This window comes from Mycobacterium sp. Aquia_213, assembly GCF_026625985.1.
In the GTDB taxonomy this organism is placed as follows: Bacteria; Actinomycetota; Actinomycetes; order Mycobacteriales; family Mycobacteriaceae; genus Mycobacterium.
The window spans coordinates 1,497,711-1,515,919 of sequence record NZ_CP113116.1; the positions used below are offsets into that span (position 1 = coordinate 1,497,711).

An 18,209-nucleotide genomic window follows, 5' to 3' on the forward strand; every position below is an offset into this window, starting at 1 on the left:
CGGTTGGGTGCGCGTGCGGCGTCCGGCAAACACTTTGAAATGCCTGCTCAGGTGGCGCGTCGGTGGTTGACCCGCTGGGCTGCCGCTACAGTGCATCGTGTGGACCAGCAACAGGCTGAGCAGAAGCAGCGTAGCGGTGCGTCGTAATCTCACGGCGCTAGCCCTTGCGGCCATCACGATCTTTATCCCGGTGGTTGCGGGCTGCTCGAGTTCCGGCGACAACAAGGCGGGCGGCACGTCGTCGACGACGCCGGGCAACGCCGAGGGCCACCACGGACCGATGTTTCCGCAGTGCGGCGGCATCGGCGACCAGGCGGTTGCCGAGCTGACCAAGGTGAGCGGGCTGACCAACACGGCGCGGAATTCCGTGGGCTGCCAGTGGCTCGCCGGCGGCGGCATCCTGGGCCCGCACTTCTCCTTTTCCTGGTACCGCGGCAGCCCGATCGGCCGTGAGCGCAAGACCGAGGAGCTGTCGCGCGCCAGCGTCGAAGACATCAATATCAACGGCCACAGCGGTTTCATCGCTGTCGGCAACGAGCCGAACCTGGGTGACTCGCTGTGCGAGGTCGGCATTCAGTTCCAGGACGACTTCATCGAGTGGTCGATCAGCTTCAGTCAAAAGCCCTTCCCGCCGCCGTGTGACATCGCCAAAGAACTGACTCGTCAATCGATTGCGAATTCGAAATGATGACCAGACGTGTCCGGACGGCGCTGGTCGTCTTGATCAGCGCGCTGGTGCTGGTGACCGGCTGTTCGAGGTCGATCGGCGGTAACGCGGTCAAGGCAGGTGCCGGCGGCGTCCCGCGCAATAACAATTCCCAGCAGCAGTACCCCAACCTGCTCAAGGAATGCGAGGTCCTGACCAGCGACATCCTGGCCAAGACGGTGGGCGCCGACCCGCTCGACATCCAGAGCACGTTCGTCGGTGCGATCTGCCGGTGGCAGGCGGCCAACCCGGCCGGCCTGATCGACATCACCCGCTTCTGGTTCGAGCAGGGCAGCCTGAGCGAAGAACGTAAGGTCGCCGACTTCCTGCATTACAAAGTGGAGACCCGAACGATCGCCGGTGTGAGTTCGATCGTGATGCGCCCGGACGACCCGAACGGCGCCTGTGGTGTGGCCAGCGACGCGGCTGGTGTCGTCGGTTGGTGGGTCAACCCGCAAGCACCCGGTATCGATGCGTGCGGGCAGGCCCTCAAGCTGATGGAGCTGACGCTCTCGACGAACTCTTAGCGGGGTTCAGCGCGGGACGTGGAAGTCGATCAACGCGGCGCCGCCTGGTTGCAGGTCTTTCCAGTCGCCGGTGAGGCTCAGCACCGCGATCGCCGATGTCGCGAATTTCTCCGAAATACGTTGCACCGCATCCTCGTCAGTGCCTTCGGCACCCGCAAGGCCGAGCGCCAGGGACGACACGGTCGGCTCGTGCCCGACGACGAGCAGGGTGTCGACGCCGTCGGCAACCTCGTTGATTTCGTCGATCATCGTGCCCGGGGTGGTGTCGTAGAGCCGCTCGCGGTATTGCACGGGGGCGTCGATGCCGGTGTTGGCCAGGGTCTCGCGGGCGCGGGTGGCCGTCGAGCACAGCACGGCGTCGATGCGGGGTTGATTGGCGCGCAGCCAGTCACCGCCGATCCCCGCTTCCCGGATGCCGCGGGTGGCCAGCGGCCGGTCGTGGTCCACGACGCCGGGCGGGTATCCAGACTTCGCGTGCCGCATCAGCAGCAGGGTGCGCTCTCCAGTCACGCGACTCACGCTAATCAGTCCGGAAGGATGCGCGCGACCCGGCACGCGCGACAGCGGCCGGAGCCGTGCCAGGAGCGGTGCCACGTTCCGCGCGCCTGCGACATCACTTCACCATTGGGGAGTCGGGGCATACGCTCGCATCGTTGTGCCTCGAGTGTTCCACAGGAGGTGAACCCCCTAGTCCGCTCGACAGGAAAGACTATCGAAATTGGAAAATGAAAGAATTCTGTACAGTGCATGTCCACTGTGCGACTCCGTTGATATCCGCCCAGCGTTGACCATAAGTTGCAGCGGCCATGCGATGTGGCGAGCGCCATTGGAGCCATCAATGTCTTGGGTGACGTGCGGGCAGTGTGAACATATATTCACTGAAGGATATTTTACTGACGAGGCATTAAGTATACTGTTCGAGAACACGTTACATCGACAAGTGGTCGGCACCGATCTAGAATTCAACCGACTTATTTCAGCAAAGCTGGTAGACCGAGTGGTTGCCAAACTCGGATCGCCAAACAGCAGGCTGTGGCTCGACGTTGGATTCGGCAACGGATCGCTGCTGATGACCGCCGATGAGTTCGGCTTTGAGGTGTTTGGCGTCGATTTGCGAAAAAAGAATGTCGAGGACATCCGCGACTTCGGGATTTCCGCCTATCACGGCACCCTGGAATCCGCGGCGGAAAATGTCGCGTTCGAGTCGAAGCCAACGGTCATCAGTATGGCCGATGTTGTCGAACACGAGCCGTTTCCGCGAGATGTTCTGCGTTGTGCGAGGAGCCTGATATGCGATCCCGGTATTTTGCTAATTTCCATGCCAAACGCGAGTGCACCACTGTGGCGCTACCTGAATGCGAGCAATCAAAACGCCTACTGGCGCGAGATTGAACATTACCACAACTTCACGCGGGAAACGCTCTATGCTGAATTGGAAAAGGCTGGATTCAGGCCATTGCATTACGCTGTTAGCGACCGATATCGTTGTGGCATGGAAATCCTGGCGGAGCCGGTATGAAATCCTGAAGGTATTTAGTGAATAGCGGCAGTCCTTAATCGGCCAGAGCGGCTCGAACGCAGCGCTCTTCGGACGTCCCGCGGCAAAGGACACGCCGTGGCCCCTGGGTGGTACTGGGCGAAACGGACGCGGGGCGAAACTTCTGGCGATCCCGGTCAGCCGGTGCCGGTCGATCGATGTTCGGTCGGTGTCAAACGGCTGTGGCATCCGGGTTCGGACCGCGCGAAGGCATGCCGATGCAGGTCCCAAGAGTTGTCGGTCAACCCACCTAGACTTCGCGGTGCCTTGATAGCCACGTCATTTCCGAAGGGGGCGCCGGGATGCGATTCCTGCACACCGCCGACTGGCAGTTGGGCATGACACGACACTTCCTGGCCGGTGACGCCCAGCCGCGATACTCGGCCGCCCGGCGCGACGCGGTGGCCGGCCTGGGCGCCCTCGCGGCCGAGGTGGGCGCCGAGTTCGTCGTCGTCGCGGGTGACGTCTTCGAACACAACCAGCTCGACCCGAAGGTGATCGGGCAGTCGCTGGAAGCCATGCGCGCCATCGGTATTCCGGTCTACCTGTTGCCCGGCAACCACGACCCGCTCGACGCGTCGTCGGTCTTCACCAGCGCGCTATTCTCCCGGGAATGCCCGGACAATGTCATCGTGCTCGATCACCCCGGTCCGCATCAGGTGCAGCCGGGCGTCGAGATCGTCGCTGCGCCATGGCGGTCCAAGGCCCCGACCACCGACCTGGTCGCCGAAGTCCTCGAGGGGCTTGACGCCGGCGCCGTCACCCGGGTGCTCGTCGCGCACGGCGGCGTCGACGTGCTCGACCCCGATCGCGACAAGCCGTCGCTGATTCGGCTGGCCGGGCTCGAAGAGGCCCTGACCCGCGGCGCGGTCCACTATGCGGCGCTGGGGGATAAGCACTCGCTCACCCAGGTCGGCGAGAGCGGCCGGGTCTGGTACTCGGGATCGCCGGAAGTGACGAATTTCGATGACGTCGAATCCAACCCGGGTCACGTCCTCGTTGTCGACATCGACGAAGCCAACGCGGTATCCGTGACGCCACGGCACGTGGGCCACTGGCGGTTTGTCACCCTGCACCGTCAGGTCGACACCAGCCGCGACATCGCCGACCTGGACCTGAATCTCGATCTGATGACCGAGAAGGACCGCACCGTGATCCGCCTGGCGCTGACGGGTTCGTTGACGGTCACCGATCGGGCCGCGCTGGATGCGTGCCTGGATCGATACGGACGGCTATTCGCCCACCTGCGCACCTGGGAACGCCACACTGACCTGGCGGTGATACCGGCCGACGGCGAGTTCACCGATCTCGGCATCGGCGGATTCGCCGCCGCGGCCGTCGAAGAGCTGGTGGCCGCGGCACGCGGGGACGACACCGAATCCGCGACCGACGCCCAGGCCGCGCTGGCACTCCTGCTGCGCCTCACCGCATCGACAGAAGTGCGGCCTGCCGACCGGAGGTCGGCATGAAGCTGCACCGGCTGGTCCTGACGAACTACCGCGGAATCCGGCACCGCGAGATCGATTTTCCCGATCACGGCGTGGTTGTGGTGAGCGGCGCCAACGAGATTGGCAAGTCGTCGATGATCGAGGCGCTGGACCTGCTGCTGGAATCCAGGGACCGCTCGACGAAAAAGGAAGTCAAGCAGGTCAAGCCGACCAACAGCGACGTCGGCTCCGAGGTGACCGCCGAAATCAGCAGCGGCACTTACCGTTTCATATACCGCAAGCGCTTCCACAAGAAGTGCGAGACCGAATTGACCGTGCTGGCGCCGCGCCGCGAGCAACTGACCGGCGACGAAGCCCACGAACGGGTCCGCAGCATGCTCGCGGAGACAGTGGACAACGACCTGTGGCACGCCCAGCGCGTGCTGCAGTCCACATCGACTGCCGCGGTGGATCTTTCCGGATGCGACGCGCTTTCCCGCGCGCTCGATGTCGCTGCGGGTGACGAGGCGGCGCTGTCCGGGAACGAGCCGTTGCTCATCGAGCGGATCGACGCCGAGTACGCGCGCTACTTCACCCCCACCGGACGTCCCACCGGGGAATGGGCCACGGCCATCACGCGACTGACCGACGCCGACAGTGCGGTCGCGGAGTGCACGGCGGCGGTCGCCGAAGTCGACGACCGGGTGCGGCGCCATGCCGTGCTGACCGAACAAGTCGCCGAGCTCTCCCAACTGCGGCTCGCGGCCGGTCCGCGGTTGGCCGTGGCGCAGGCCGCGGCCGACAAGGCCGCGGAGCTCACCCGCCAAGCGCGAGAAGCCAAGCTGGTCGCGGCCGCCGCCGCGGCGACCAGCGCCGCCGCCACCGCCGCGCACAACGGCCGGTTACGCCTGGTCGCCGAGATCGAAACTCGCACAGCGGCTGTCGCGGCCGCCGACGCGGAAGCGCAACAAGCCGCCGCCGCGCAGACGGCAGCGCAGGCCGAGGCCGAGACGGCCGGTTCGGCACTGCAGGAGGCCACGCAGGTTCTGGCCGACCTGCAGCGCCGGGTCGCATCCGCCCGCCGCACCGTCGACCAGCTCGCCGAGCGCGAGGAGATCGACCGGTTGAGCGCCCGGCTGGCCAAGACCGACGCCGCGCTGCGAGAGCGTGACCAACTCACCACGGAGCTTTCCACGGTCGTGCTCACCGACGAGCTGCTACGCCGAATCGAAAGCGCCGCAGCGGCGGTCGATCGCGCCGGCGACCAGCTGACAATGGTCTCGGCGGCGGTCGAGTTCACCGCCGTGGCCGACATCGAGCTTGCGGTCGGCGAACAACGGGTGTCGTTGTCGGCCGGCCAAACGTGGTCGACGACGGCCACCGGTCCCACCGAGGTCGAGGTCCCCGGTGTCCTCACCGCGCGGATAACTCCCGGCGCGACCGCGCTCGATGTTCAGGCGAAATATGCTGCGGCACAACAAGAGCTGACGGCAGCATTGGCCGAAGGTAAGGTCGCCGACCTCGCCGCGGCCCGATTGGCCGACCAACATCGCCGCGAATTGCAGAGCAGCCGCGACCAATTGATCGCGACGCTGTCCGGCCTATGCGGCGATGAGGACGTCGAGCAACTCCGGGGGCGGCTGGCGCAGCTGCGAGCCGGCCAACCCGCCGGGCCCGAGCTGTTCGCCACCGATATCGCTTCCGCCCGTGTCGAACTCGATGCCGTGCGGGCCGCTAGCCTGGCCGCCGAAACCGAATGCGAGTCCCGCCGCCGGACCGCGGCGGCAGCCGACTCCCGGCTGGCCGAGACCTCAACCCGGGCAACACTTTTGCTCAACGAAACGGCAACCCAGCGGGTCGAGCTGGGCAGAGACACCGATCAGCTGGCGCAGGAGCGAGTCTCGGTGGGTGACGAAGACCTGGCGTCGTCGGCGGATGCCGGACAGCGGGCCGCCACAACCGCCGAGCGCCGGGCCGCCGAACTGGACGAAGAATTGGCCGCCGCGGCGCCCGACGCGGTGACCGCCGAATTGGCCGCGGCCAGACAGGCCGCCGAGTCGCTGGGCGCTCGCTACGAGGACGCTGCCCGGATGTTGCGCGAACTCACCATCGAACTCTCGGTCTTCGGTAGCGAGGGCCGTCAGGGCAAGCTCGACGCCGCGGAGATCGAGCGCGAGCACGCCGCCAGTCAGCACACCCGGATCGGCGGCCGGGCCCGCGCCGCGGAGCTGCTGCGTTCGGTGATGGCCCGCCATCGCGACACCACCCGGCTGGGGTATGTCGAGCCCTACCGCACCGAATTGCAGCGACTCGGTCGTCCGGTGTTCGGGCCCAGCTTCGAGGTGGACGTCGACACCGACTTGTGTATCCGCAGCCGAACCCTCGATGGCGTCACGGTGCCCTACGACTCCCTATCTGGCGGGGCCAAGGAGCAACTCGGGATCCTGGCGCGGTTGGCCGGTGCCGCCCTGGTCGCCAAGGAGGACTCCGTTCCGGTTGTGGTCGACGACGCACTCGGGTTCACCGACCCCGACCGGCTGGCCAAGATGGGCGAGGTGTTCGACACGGTGGGCGCTCAGGGCCAAGTGATTGTGTTGACGTGCAGTCCCGATCGTTACGACAGCGTGAAAGGTGCGCACCGTATCGATCTCAATGTGTAGGACCCGGGGGTCGTCCCGTCTTACACTCACCCCGAAACGGGGTGTAAATGGATATTCAGTGCGACTACCTGGTGGTCGGTACCGGCTCGGCCGGCTCTGTGGTGGCCAGTCGACTGAGCGCCGATCCGGCGACTTCGGTACTCGCGCTCGAGGCGGGTCCGCCCGACAAGAATAGGTTCATCAAGATCCCGGCGGGCTACGTCAAGCTGCTCCGCAGCGAGATCGACTGGGGCTACCTGACCGAGCCGCAGAGTGAACTGGGCGGACGCGAAATCTATTGGCCCAGAGGCAAGGTGCTGGGTGGTTGCTCATCGATCAACGCGGGCATGTGGGTACGCGGATTCGACGCCGACTACGACGAGTGGGCGAGGCGAGCCGGACCGCAATGGTCATTCGCCGAGATGATCGGATACTTCCGCCGGATCGAGAACGTCACCGAGGCGTGGCACTTTGTCAATGGTGACGAGAGCGGGGTGACCGGTCCGGTGCACATTTCCCGGCAGCGCAGCCCGCGGACTTCGACTGCGGCGTGGCTGGCCGCGGCGCGCGAATGCGGCTTTCCCGCCGCGCAGCCGAACTCGTCACGGCCGGAGGGCTTTTGCGAGACCGTCGTCACGCAGAGCCGGGGCGCCCGGTGCAGCAGCGCCGACGCGTATCTGAAACCGGCGATGCGCCGCAAGAACCTCACCGTGCTGACCGCGGCCACCACTACCCGGGTGCTGTTTGACGGAACCCGGGCAGTCGGTGTGGAATTCGAGCGCGACGGCCACCTTTGCGTTGCCCACGCGCGCCGCGAGGTAGTGCTCTGCGGCGGTGCCATCAACAGCCCTCAGCTGTTGCTGCTATCCGGCGTCGGCGATCGCGATCATCTCGACGAGCACGGCATCGACCTCGTCTACCACTCGCCGCAGGTGGGGCAGAACCTGATCGACCACCTCACTACCCGGCTGGGTTTCCATGTCGACGCCGGCAGCTTGTTCGCCGCCGAAAAGCCGAGGGAGTTGATCAATTACCTGCTGCGGCGCCGCGGCATGCTGACCTCCAGCATCGCCGAGGCGTATGGGTTCGTCCGCAGCCGACCGGAATTGGACCTCCCCGACCTCGAGCTGATGTTTTGCCCGGCGCCCTTCTACGGCGAGGGATTTGATGAGCCGGACGCGCACGGGGTGGTGTTCGGGCCTGTCCTGGTGGCACCGGAAAGCCGCGGCCGGATCACGCTGCGGTCCGCCGATCCGCACGACAAGCCGGTGATCGATCCGCGCTACCTGTCGGACCCGGGCGGCGTCGACCGGGCAGCGATGATGGAAGGGCTGCGAATGTGCGCCCGGATTGCCGCGGCGCCCGCGTTGAAAGGCCTGCTGGGCCCCATCGCGCAGCCGCGGGACTGCACCGAGCTGGACGAGGCCGCCCTCGAAAGTGTGCTCGACAACAGTGCCCACACTTTGTATCACCCACTGGGCAGCTGCCGGATGGGCAGCGACCAGGCCAGCGTGGTGGATCCGCAGCTGCGGGTGCGGGGCGTCGACGGGCTTCGGGTGGCCGACGCCTCGGTGATGCCCGGCACGATTCGGGGCCACACCCATGCGCCGTCGGTGCTGATCGGGGAGAAGGCCGCCGACCTGATCACCGGCTGAACCGCCGCCACGAGTTCCCGCAGGAAGCTGCCGCGCTGCTGATCGCGAGCGACCCCGGCAGAATGGGCGGCGATGACCATGAACGCGAAACGGCGCCGGGTGCACGAAAGGCTTGCGGGAATGCCCGGCGTCCGCCCGGTGCGCAGGCCGATATCGCCAGGCAGCGCGGACGAATTCGATCTGTACTACGTGCGCACCGGGCGCAAGTCCGCGCACCCGCTGGTCATCATCCCGGGAGGGCCGGGGGTGGCGTCGATGCAGGTCTACAAGGGTCTGCGGCGGCGCGCCGCCCTCGCCGGTCTCGACGTCATCATGATCGAGCACCGCGGGATCGGCATGTCGCGTCATGACGACTCCGGCGCAGATCTGCCGCCCGAAGCGATCACCGTCGATCAGGTTGTCGACGACATCGCTGCCGTGCTCGACGACGCCCATGTGGGCTCCGCCGTCATCTACGGAACGTCGTACGGCTCCTATATCTCGGCGGGCTTCGGCGTACGCCATCCCGGCCGGGTGCACGCGATGATTCTCGATTCGCCGCTGCTGTCTCGACACGACATCGTGGCCGTGCGCGACGCCGTGCGCGGCCTGCTGTTCGACGGCGATACTCCGGAAACCGCCGCATTGGCCCCCAAGGTCCGCAAGCTGATCGACACCGGGGTGATGGCCGGGACGGCGGGAGAGATCGCCACCACCATCTACGCCTACGGCGGAGCTCCGCTGCTGGACCGCGAACTCGACTTGTTGCTCAGTGGCCGAAAGACGTTGTGGCGGATGCTGTCCCGCTTCTCCGGCGTCGTCAGTCTCAATGTCGCATACCGCCACGAAATCGATCTGGTGAGCCGCATCGCCTTCCGCGAACTCGACTACGGGGCCGAACCCGACGGTCTGCCGCTCGATCCGGCTGTAGCTTTGCGCGAAATCATCAGTGAGACAGATGCTTTCGAGGCAGAGCCGTATGATCTCGTGGCGGAGATGCCGAAGTTCACGTGGCCCACGGTCGTGGTTTCCGGCGGGCGCGACATGGTGACACCGCGGGCGGTGGCAGAGCGTGTGGCATCGCTGGTGCCGAACGCGCTGTTATTGGCGTTGCCGACGATGGCGCACAGCGCGATCGACTTTCGTGAGTCCGCCGCTCTGGTGATCGCCGAGGCGGTGTGCCGCGGCGAAATCGATCAGCTGGCCGGTCGGGGATCGGAGCTGGACGCGCTGCCGGCCCGCCCCGCCATGCGCTTGCTGTGGAAGGCAGTCGAGGTGGCCGCGATCGCCGAGGGTGCGCTGCCGGTGGTGACGCCGCTGTGGCGGCGGCTCAGGTCCGCATGAATCCGATTGCGGTGTAATCCACGTCGGCCAGGCCGGCTGCACCGTAGTTGGCCAAATCGTGTCGTACCGCCCTGTTGCCGGGCGACTGGAACAGCGGCAGGTTGAAGCCTTCCTGCCAGATCATCGCGTCCACCTGATTGGCCAGAACCCGCGCCTTGTCCTGGTCCAGCTCCGACAATGTCTCGGCGATCTTCGCATCGATCGCGGCATTGCCGATCCTGCCGAAGTTGCTGTCACCGTCCGAGGTGTAAATCTGCGGAAGTGCGGACAACGGGAAAGCGTTTCCTTCCCAACCGAATTGAGCGATATCGAAGTCACCGACGCCGATGTATTGGCTGAAGAAACCATTGCCGGCTTTGAGGTCGAGCACCAGCTTCACGCCGATCTGCGCCAGGCTGTTCTGCGCAACCATGGCAATCTGCCGGTTGGACGGTGCGTCGAAGAGCACGTCGCGCACGACGAGCTGCTTGCCGTCCTTCTCGCGTATCGCGCCGTTGAGCTTCCAGCCCATGGCATCCAAGTCTCTGCGGGCCTTATCCGGGTTGTAAGCGCCTGGTGCACTGTTGTTTTGGTAGCCGACCTGTCCGGCCACGAAGACGTGGTTGTTCAGCGGCACGGGGTGTGTGGTCAAACCGTGCTCGACGACGTCGACGACGGCCTGGCGATCGATACCCTGGCACACCGCCAATCGCAGCCGCTCGTCGGCCATGATCGACCCCTCGGCGCCATTGAACGTGAAGTGGAACCAGGTGGGGGCCGGCGCGCGCCGGATCACGATGCCCGGCGTGCGCTGCGCCGTCACCATGTCGTCGAGCGTGGTGATGCCCGCGGCATCGATCGCCTTGTTCTGCAGCGCGGGAATGATGGCGGAGACGTCGAGCACCAGGAACGTGATCGAATCCAGCCTCGGCTTGCGGCCCCACCATCGGGGGTTGCGGGTCAGCACGATGCGCTGTGCGGTCCGGTCGAGCGTGGACACGATGAACGGCCCGGCCGACGGGCCGGGGGCCTCGAGCTGGCCCTTGTTGAAGACCTCCGGGTTGGCCGTCATGCTGCGAGGTTGTATCCCGCCGGCGAACATCCCCCGCCATTCGGCGTACGGATCGGAGAAGGTGACCACTGCTTGTCGGTCGTCGACACCTCTGGTCACCGATTTCACGCGTTCGAACCCGGCCCGGCTGGCGATCAAGAACTTCTTGTCGCGGCCGTTGCACGCGTCAACCTCCGACTTGAGATCTTCCCACGTGATTGGAGTTCCGTCGCTCCATGTTGCTTTCGGATTGATTGTGTACGTGACGGTTTGGGGGTTGGTCCCGGTCAGTTCGGCACCGGTGAAGTAGTCGGTATTGAGATTCAGCGTCCCATCCGCCTGGGTCATGAACGCCCCGGGCTGCGTGGCCCCGAGCACCGCGGCGGTGTCGGAGGTATTGCCGTCGATGTTCAGCTGATTGAAGTTGTCCGGGAATGCTGTCAGCGGGAGTCGCAGGTTACCGCCGTCACGCAGCGTGGCGGGGTCTCGCGGGTTCATGTCACTGCTGGCCCCGAGCTGAGCGGCCCGGGTCTCCGGCAGCTCCTGATAGCCACTCGAGCAGCCGGTGACCAGCACCACGAGCGCCAAGGCCAGCGCCGCGACCTTGCGGGCTCTCGGTAGGCGTGTCACCCCGACGATGTTAACCGGAGCCGCCTTCGGGATGCGCTCGCGGAACGGCGTCGAGGAGTCGCCGGGTGTATTCGTGTTGTGGGTTGGCGAAGACCTCGTCGCCGTCGCCCTGTTCGACTATGGCACCCCGGTACATCACCACCACCTGGTGCGCCAGGTGTTTGACGACGGAAAGATCATGTGAGACAAACAGATACGACAGACTGAACCGCTCTTGCAGGTCGAGCAGCAGGTTGATGATCCCAGCCTGGATCGAGACGTCCAGCGCCGACACCGGCTCGTCGAGCGCCAATATCTTGGGCTGTAACGCCAGCGCGCGCGCGATACCGATGCGCTGTTTTTGTCCACCGGAGAACTCGGCCGGATAGCGGGCTGCGTCGGCGTGCCGCAACCCGACGATGTCCAGCAGCTCGGCCACTCGCGCGTCGGTGTCGCCCTTGCGGAATCCGTTCGCCTGCAATGGTTCAGCGATGACTTCGGAAACGGGTAGTCGTGGGTCCAGGGACGCCACCGGGTCTTGGAACACCACCTGAATATCGCGCCGCAGCGCACGCCGGCCCTCCGGATTCAACGCGGCGACGTCGGCGCCGAGAACCTCAATCGAACCCGATTGTGGCGCGTTCAGTTCCAAGATCTGTTGCAGGGTAGTCGATTTACCCGAACCGGATTCCCCGACGATCGCCAGCGTGCGGCCCTGTTCCAGGGTGAAGCTGACGCCGTCGACCGCGCGCACCTCACCCACCCGCCTGCGAAAGACCACGCCCTTGGTCAGCGGGTAGGTCTTGGAAAGGTCGACAACGCGTAGCACCGTTGCGTTTTGGTCTGCTGCGCTATCGATGGCCGGCGGCGCGGTGGTCACGTGGAAGATTTCGGCGGCAGCGCGACCCGCGACGTCGTCGGTACGGATACAGGCCGCCTGGTGGTCTTCGGAAACTGTGATCAGAGCTGGCTCAGCCGAACGACATTCGTCGAGCGCCAGCGGACAACGGGGCGTGAACGGACAGGCATCGGGTGCCAGCGTCGCCAGGTTGGGGGGTGCACCGGGAATCGGAACCAGCCGTGTGCCCTGCGGGGCGTCCAGCCGCGGCACCGAACCGAGCAGCCCGACCGTGTAGGGCATGCGACGGTCTCGGTACAGATCGTCGACGGTCGCGATCTCGACCTCACGTCCGGCGTACATGACCAATGCCCGGTCGGCGAACTCCGCGACCACCCCCAGGTCGTGGGTGATGATCAATACGCCCGCGCCGGTGACATCGCGCGCCGTGCGCAGCACGTCGAGAATCTGGGCCTGTACGGTGACGTCGAGCGCGGTGGTGGGCTCGTCACAGATCAGCAGGTCCGGATCGTTGGCGATCGCGATCGCGATCACCACCCGCTGGCGCTCGCCGCCGGATAGCTCGTGGGGGAACGCTTTTGCGCGGCGGTCCGGCTGCGCGATACCGACCAGCTCGAGTAGCTCCACGGCCCGCGTCCGGGCAGCGGCCCGGCTGACGTCACGGTGGTGCACCCTGATGGCTTCCGCTATCTGGTCCCCGACGGTGTAGACGGGAGTCAACGCCGACATCGGGTCTTGGAACACGGTGCCGATCGTCTTGCCGCGGATCCGTGACATTTCCTGGTCTCCCAGCCCGAGCAGCTCCTGGCCTTCCAGCCGAACCGAACCCGATACCTCGGCGTATTCGGGCAGCAACCCGACTACCGCCATCGCGGCGGTGCTTTTGCCGGAGCCCGATTCACCGACGATGGCGAGCACTTCGCCCGGATCGATGTGGTAGGTCGCCCCGCGCACCGCGGGCACCCGCGCATCCCCGGTGTCGAAGGTGACGCTGAGGTCGGTCACCTCCAGCAGTGCCGTCATTGCGGCCGCCCAACTGGCTTCCGCCTTTTACGGCGTGATGGCTTCGCGCTCGGATCGATCGCGTCGCGCAGTCCGTCACCGGCGAGGTTGGCGCACAACACAATCAATATCAACGCCGAGCCCGGGAACAGGAAGACCCAGGGGAAGGTGGTCACCGAGGGAGTGCCTTCCGCGATCAGCGTGCCGAGCGAGACGTCCGGAGGCTGAACACCGAATCCCAAGAAGCTCAACCCGGTTTCGGCCAGGATCGCGAAACCCACGTTGAGCGTCGCGTCGATGATCAGGATCGAGGCGACATTCGGCACGATGTGATGCATGATCACCCGTCGGCTTGACACTCCCATATATCTTGCCGCGCGGACGAATTCGCGTTCCCGCAGGCTCATCGTCAGGCCGCGTACCATCCGTGAGCTGACCATCCAGCCGAACGCCGCGAGGAGCACGATGAGCCACAGAACGCTGTTCGAATGTTTGGTGCGCGGCGTGACGATGGCAATGAGCAGGAAGCTGGGCACCACGAGCAGCAGGTCCACCAGCCACATCAGGGCTCGGTCGCGCCAGCCGCCGAAATAGCCCGCGATCGATCCGACGGTGGCGGCGATGGTGGTCGAGATCGCCGCCACGCAAACGCCGATCAGTAGCGACTTCTGCATGCCGGTCAGCGTGCGGGCCAGCAGGTCCTGGCCCAGTGCGTTGGTGCCGAACCAGTGTCGCGGCGACGGTGGCTGCAGCAGTGCGTGCAGGTCCAGCTCGGTATAGCTGTGCGGCAATAGCGGCGGCAACGCGTAGCAGCCGATGAACGCCAGCGCCAGCAGAATCAGTGCCACCGCTGCGGGTTTGTTGCGAAAGAAGCGGCGTATCAACAGGGTTCGGCGCGACGTGAACGTGGCGACCGGGTGGACGCCGGAGCGCACCGGCGCGGCCTCTGGACTCATGAAACCCGCACCCTCGGATCCAGGGCCGCGTAGATGACGTCGGACAACAATCCCGCCAGCAGAACGGCCGCGCCGGAGAAAAGCGTGATCGCGGCGACGACGTTCGCGTCCTGGGTCGCGATTCCTGACACAACCCATTCGCCCATGCCGTGCCAGCCGAAGATCTTCTCGACGAACACCGCGCCGACAACCAGCCCGCTCACGCCATAGGCGAACAGGGTGGCCATCGGAATCAGTGCGGTGCGCAGACCGTGTTTGAACAGCGCCTCGCGGCGGGTCAGGCCCTTCGCCCGCGCGGTTCGGATGAAGTCCTCGCCGAGCACGTCGAGCATCGCATTCCGTTGGTAGCGGCTGAAACCCGCGATGGCGCCCAGGGCCAGGGTGAGGGTGGGCAACACGATGTGCTGCAAGCGCTCGATGAGCTCGTCGACGGTTCCGCTGGGCGGCAGCGGCGAGGTCTCGCCGGTGTACTGGAAGATCCCCACTCCGGCGAACATGTTGACCCGCAGCGCGCCCAGAATGAGCAAGCTTGCCAGCACGAACGACGGGATGCTCAAGACGACCAGCGACAGCACCGTGATCACCCGATCGCTGAGCCGGTACTGCCGGACCGCACCCCAGGCGCCCACGATGACGCCGATCAGCGTGCCCAGCACCGAACCGGTCACCACCAGTCGCAGGCTCACCCCGACCCGGCGCCATAGCTCTTGGGACACCGGGTGACCGCTCACCGTCACGCCGAAGTCACCTTGGACCACGCCGGAAATCCAATTTGCGTAGCGGATGACCACCGGTTGGTCCAAGCCCAGCGCAACGGCCTTGGCGTGAATGGCCTCCGGTGGTGGCGTCGGGTGGCGCTGCACAAAACTGTCGAGCGGATGAAACGTCTGCGAGGTCAGCAGGAAGGTCAAGAAAGACGCCAGCACCAGCAGGACGACGTAGTTGAGGAAGCGCCGGGCGAGGTACCGGATCATGCCCGGTTGGCCTGCCTGCATCGCATTGGGACAGGTTAGCGAGATACGCGAGGCGCGTCGCGCTGCGCCTGGCGACCACCGTTCAGCAACGGCGCCACGTCAGCCGTATGATGAATTCTTCAATTGATAAACTGTCGTAATAGCGAAGTCTTCAGGAGCCAAGGTGGAATCGAAGCCCCTTTACAAGCTCAAAGCCGATTTTTTCAAGACACTTGGGCACCCGGCGCGAATCAGGATTCTCGAGCTGCTGGTCGAGCGGGACCGCTCGGTGGGGGAGTTGCTGGTGTCCGATGTCGGACTGGAGGCATCGAACTTATCCCAGCAACTGGCCGTGTTGCGTCGGGCGGGAGTTGTCGTCGCAGACCGTGATGGCAACGTCGTGACCTACTCGATCGCGTCACCCGATATTGCCGAGCTGCTCGCGGTGGCGCGCAAGGTACTGGCCAGGGTGCTCACGGATCGGGTCGCGGTGCTGGCGGACCTGCGCGTGGACGGTACGCCGAATTAGCGCCATGGGCTGGTTCGTCAAGATTCTTCGCGTCGGCCGGATCGCAGAGCCCGCGGCGCCCGCGCCGCCGTCGGCGACACAACCGCCGGCGGGAGTGCGAGGTTCGCTGCAGATTCGGCATGTCGATGCGGGTTCGTGCAACGGGTGTGAGGTGGAGATTTCGGGCGTGTTCGGCCCGGTGTACGACGCGGAGCGGTTCGGGGCTCGACTCGTGGCCTCGCCCCGGCACGCCGATGCGCTGCTGGTGACCGGAGTGGTGACGCGCAATATGGCCGGCCCGCTGCGCAACACCCTTGAGGCGACGCCACGCCCGCGCGTGGTGATCGCGTGCGGAGATTGCGCCTTGAATCGAGGGGTGTTCAAGGACGCCTATGCCGTCGCCGGCGCGGTGGGTGAGGTGGTGCCGGTCGATATCGAGATTGCGGGATGTCCGCCCACACCCGCCGACATCGTTGCGGCCCTGCGGTCGGTCACGGGGAAATGACGACCACATCGACAGTCGCCGTAACGTCGGCGCCAAACATGCTGTCACAAAAGGGTTTCGGCCCGGCCGCCGGCGGGATTATGACATCGGGCATCGGCATCGTCGGGGTGTGGCTGGGCTTACAGGGGATGTTCGGATCGGTGCGGCCGGTCGACATCGACTGGCTTCTTCCGTTGTCCGGAGTACGGATCGAGCTCGACCCACTCGGCGGATTCTTCATGGCGATCACGGGCGCGGTGGCGGTCCCGGTCGGCTGCTATGCGATCGGGTACGCGCGACGCGAACATCTGAGCTTGGTCACGATGGCGATCTTGCCGGTGTTTGTCACGGCGATGTTGTTGGTGCCGGCCGCGGGATCGGTGACGACGTTTCTGCTGGCGTGGGAGTTGATGGCGATCGCATCGCTGATGCTGGTGCTGTCCGAAGATGTCCGCCCGCAGGTCCGATCGGCGGGCCTGTCGTACGCGGTGATGACCCAGCTCGGGTTCGTCGCCATCCTGGTCGGGCTCCTGGTGTTGTCGGCTGCCGGTGGCGGGGACCGGTTCGCCGACATCACCGGGGTGTCTGCCGGGGCCCGCGCGGCCGTGTTCGTGCTGACACTGATCGGGTTCGGTTCGAAGGCGGGATTGGTGCCGCTGCACGCCTGGCTACCGCGTGCCCATCCGGAGGCGCCCAGCCCGGTATCGGCGTTGATGAGCGCGGCGATGGTCAACCTGGGGATCTACGGCATCATTCGCTTCGATCTGCGGTTGCTCTGGCCGGGCCCCCGCTGGTGGGGGTTTACGCTTCTGGCCGTCGGCGCGATGTCCGCGCTCTACGGTGTGCTGCAGGCCTCGGTTGCTACCGATATCAAACGGCTGCTGGCCTATTCGACGACCGAAAACATGGGCCTGGTCACGTTGGCGCTCGGTGCGGCAACGCTTTTCGCGAATACCGGCGCCTACGGCCCGGCGACGATAGCCGCAGCCGCCGCGGTACTGCATCTGATGGCGCACGCCGCATTCAAGAGCCTCGGGTTCCTGGCCGCGGGGTCGGTGCTGGCCGCGACGGGCCTGCGCGACCTCGACCTGCTCGGCGGCCTGGCCCGCCGGATGCCAATGACCACAGTGTTTTTCGGCGTGGCCGCGCTGGGCGCATGCGGTCTGCCGCTCGGCGCCGGTTTTGTCAGTGAGTGGCTGCTGTTCCAGTCACTGATCCACGCCGCTCCCCGACACGATCCCATGGTGGCGCTGACGACACCATTGGCGGTCGGCGCGGTTGCTCTTGCCACCGGGCTGAGCGTGGCGGCGATGGTCAAAGCGTTCGGGATCGGGTTTTTGGCCCGTCCCCGCTCCCTGCGGGCCGCCGACGCGCGTGAGGCGCCGGCCAGCATGCGTGCCGGCATGGCGATCGCGGCGGGTGCCTGCCTGATACTGGCGGTGGCGCCGGGGCTTGTCGCCGCGACCGTACATCGAACCGTCGCGACGCTGCCGTTCGCACACGTTGTCGGGTTCACCGATTTCGGCACCGTGGTGCGGCTGCCCGGGGTGTCGGGGTCGATCGCGCCCGGCGTGATCGCCGCGGGCGTCCTCGCCGCGGCCCTGGTGGCGTCCGGGCTGGCTCGATCGCGTTCCCGCCGGCGCCCCGCACCGGTCGTCTTGCCCTTATGGGCATGCGGCGCAGACGATCTCACCGAGCGCATGCAATACACGGCGACGTCGTTCGCCGAGCCACTCCAGCGAGTCTTCGATGATGTGCTGCGCCCCGACACCGACATCGAGGTCACCCACACGGCCGAGTCACGGTACATCGCCGACCGGATCACCTACCGGACCGCGATCACCGACACGATCGAACAGCGTCTGTATGCTCCGGTGGTCGCTGCGATAGTCGCCGCGGCCGGGTTGATGCGGCGCGCCCATACCGGCAGCGTCCACCTCTATTTGGCCTACGGGGCGCTGGGTGTGCTGATCGTGCTGGTGGCGGCGAAGTGA

15 protein-coding genes are annotated in these 18,209 nt (G+C 65.8%); 10 read left to right on the forward strand and 5 right to left on the reverse strand.

The genetic code is table 11. From position 1 onward, the window contains the following. Positions 1–136 precede the first annotated feature (136 nt). On the forward strand, positions 137–688 hold the full coding sequence (locus LMQ14_RS07155; protein WP_267734078.1) for a DUF3558 domain-containing protein: 552 nt from the start codon (positions 137–139) through the stop codon (positions 686–688). Further along, a complete protein-coding gene (locus tag LMQ14_RS07160) occupies positions 688–1,233 on the forward strand; it encodes a DUF3558 domain-containing protein (protein ID WP_267734079.1) in 546 nt (181 codons plus the stop codon). The genes LMQ14_RS07155 and LMQ14_RS07160 overlap by 1 nt, the downstream gene beginning before the upstream one ends. Positions 1,234–1,239: 6 nt before the next feature. On the opposite strand, the gene LMQ14_RS07165 is transcribed toward LMQ14_RS07160, so the two are convergent. Then, positions 1,240–1,716: a SixA phosphatase family protein gene (locus tag LMQ14_RS07165; protein ID WP_420714668.1), complete on the reverse strand. Its 477-nt coding sequence runs from the start codon at positions 1,714–1,716 to the stop codon at positions 1,240–1,242. A gap of 457 nt (positions 1,717–2,173) precedes the next feature. Here LMQ14_RS07165 and LMQ14_RS07170 point away from each other — a divergent pair, with 457 nt between their 5' ends. From LMQ14_RS07170 to LMQ14_RS07190, 5 genes are all read left to right on the forward strand, one after another. Further along, positions 2,174–2,752 (forward strand): class I SAM-dependent methyltransferase, encoded by a 579-nt coding sequence (locus LMQ14_RS07170; protein WP_267734081.1) that lies wholly within the window; start codon positions 2,174–2,176, stop codon positions 2,750–2,752. Positions 2,753–3,072: 320 nt separating this feature from the next. Continuing rightward, on the forward strand, positions 3,073–4,239 hold the full coding sequence (locus LMQ14_RS07175; RefSeq protein ID WP_267734082.1) for a metallophosphoesterase family protein: 1,167 nt from the start codon (positions 3,073–3,075) through the stop codon (positions 4,237–4,239). Then, positions 4,236–6,857 (forward strand): AAA family ATPase, encoded by a 2,622-nt coding sequence (locus LMQ14_RS07180; RefSeq protein ID WP_267734083.1) that lies wholly within the window; start codon positions 4,236–4,238, stop codon positions 6,855–6,857. The genes LMQ14_RS07175 and LMQ14_RS07180 overlap by 4 nt, the downstream gene beginning before the upstream one ends. A gap of 47 nt (positions 6,858–6,904) precedes the next feature. Next, positions 6,905–8,491 (forward strand): GMC family oxidoreductase, encoded by a 1,587-nt coding sequence (locus LMQ14_RS07185; RefSeq protein ID WP_267734084.1) that lies wholly within the window; start codon positions 6,905–6,907, stop codon positions 8,489–8,491. Between the two features lie 72 nt (positions 8,492–8,563). Beyond that, entirely contained in the window at positions 8,564–9,814 is a 1,251-nt protein-coding gene (locus tag LMQ14_RS07190) for an alpha/beta fold hydrolase (RefSeq protein WP_267734085.1), read from the forward strand. Here the strand turns inward: LMQ14_RS07190 and LMQ14_RS07195 are convergent. From LMQ14_RS07195 to LMQ14_RS07210, 4 genes are read right to left on the reverse strand one after another with little or no spacing between them, the layout of a single operon-like run. Continuing rightward, on the reverse strand, positions 9,801–11,474 hold the full coding sequence (locus tag LMQ14_RS07195; protein ID WP_267734086.1) for an ABC transporter family substrate-binding protein: 1,674 nt from the start codon (positions 11,472–11,474) through the stop codon (positions 9,801–9,803). The two genes, LMQ14_RS07190 and LMQ14_RS07195, sit on opposite strands and share 14 nt — an antisense overlap. A 10-nt stretch (positions 11,475–11,484) precedes the next feature. Further along, the gene (locus tag LMQ14_RS07200) at positions 11,485–13,335 is read right to left on the reverse strand and encodes a dipeptide ABC transporter ATP-binding protein (protein WP_267734087.1); all 1,851 of its coding nucleotides are present in this window, start codon (positions 13,333–13,335) and stop codon (positions 11,485–11,487) included. Then, positions 13,332–14,270, reverse strand: a complete 939-nt coding sequence (locus LMQ14_RS07205; RefSeq protein ID WP_267734088.1) for an ABC transporter permease — start codon at positions 14,268–14,270, stop codon at positions 13,332–13,334. Before LMQ14_RS07205 ends, LMQ14_RS07200 begins: the two co-directional genes overlap by 4 nt. Continuing rightward, positions 14,267–15,244, reverse strand: a complete 978-nt coding sequence (locus tag LMQ14_RS07210) for an ABC transporter permease (RefSeq protein ID WP_267735397.1) — start codon at positions 15,242–15,244, stop codon at positions 14,267–14,269. The genes LMQ14_RS07205 and LMQ14_RS07210 overlap by 4 nt, the downstream gene beginning before the upstream one ends. Positions 15,245–15,407: 163 nt before the next feature. Here LMQ14_RS07210 and LMQ14_RS07215 point away from each other — a divergent pair, with 163 nt between their 5' ends. Genes LMQ14_RS07215 through LMQ14_RS07225 form a run of 3 tightly spaced genes read left to right on the forward strand, consistent with a single transcriptional unit; the run spans position 15,408 to position 18,209 of the window. Beyond that, entirely contained in the window at positions 15,408–15,752 is a 345-nt protein-coding gene (locus LMQ14_RS07215) for a lsr2/espR transcriptional regulator (RefSeq protein WP_267734089.1), read from the forward strand. 4 nt (positions 15,753–15,756) lie between these two features. Further along, a complete protein-coding gene (locus LMQ14_RS07220; RefSeq protein ID WP_267734090.1) occupies positions 15,757–16,236 on the forward strand; it encodes an NADH-quinone oxidoreductase subunit B family protein in 480 nt (159 codons plus the stop codon). A 38-nt stretch (positions 16,237–16,274) separates the two neighbouring features. After that, positions 16,275–18,209 (forward strand): proton-conducting transporter membrane subunit, encoded by a 1,935-nt coding sequence (locus LMQ14_RS07225; protein WP_267734091.1) that lies wholly within the window; start codon positions 16,275–16,277, stop codon positions 18,207–18,209.

Bases quoted from the DNA above. Each gene is read 5' to 3' on its own strand.
- LMQ14_RS07225 (WP_267734091.1), top strand. From the start codon at position 16,275: ATGCTGTCACAAAAGGGTTTCGGCCCGGCCGCCGGCGGGATTATGACA.
- LMQ14_RS07160 (WP_267734079.1), top strand. From the start codon at position 688: ATGACCAGACGTGTCCGGACGGCGCTGGTCGTCTTGATCAGCGCGCTG.
- LMQ14_RS07200 (WP_267734087.1), bottom strand. From the start codon at position 13,335: ATGACGGCACTGCTGGAGGTGACCGACCTCAGCGTCACCTTCGACACC.
- LMQ14_RS07180 (WP_267734083.1), top strand. From the start codon at position 4,236: ATGAAGCTGCACCGGCTGGTCCTGACGAACTACCGCGGAATCCGGCAC.
- LMQ14_RS07165 (WP_420714668.1), bottom strand. From the start codon at position 1,716: ATGCGGCACGCGAAGTCTGGATACCCGCCCGGCGTCGTGGACCACGAC.
- LMQ14_RS07185 (WP_267734084.1), top strand. From the start codon at position 6,905: ATGGATATTCAGTGCGACTACCTGGTGGTCGGTACCGGCTCGGCCGGC.
- LMQ14_RS07190 (WP_267734085.1), top strand. From the start codon at position 8,564: ATGACCATGAACGCGAAACGGCGCCGGGTGCACGAAAGGCTTGCGGGA.
- LMQ14_RS07205 (WP_267734088.1), bottom strand. From the start codon at position 14,270: ATGAGTCCAGAGGCCGCGCCGGTGCGCTCCGGCGTCCACCCGGTCGCC.
- LMQ14_RS07175 (WP_267734082.1), top strand. From the start codon at position 3,073: ATGCGATTCCTGCACACCGCCGACTGGCAGTTGGGCATGACACGACAC.
- LMQ14_RS07210 (WP_267735397.1), bottom strand. From the start codon at position 15,244: ATGATCCGGTACCTCGCCCGGCGCTTCCTCAACTACGTCGTCCTGCTG.
- LMQ14_RS07220 (WP_267734090.1), top strand. From the start codon at position 15,757: ATGGGCTGGTTCGTCAAGATTCTTCGCGTCGGCCGGATCGCAGAGCCC.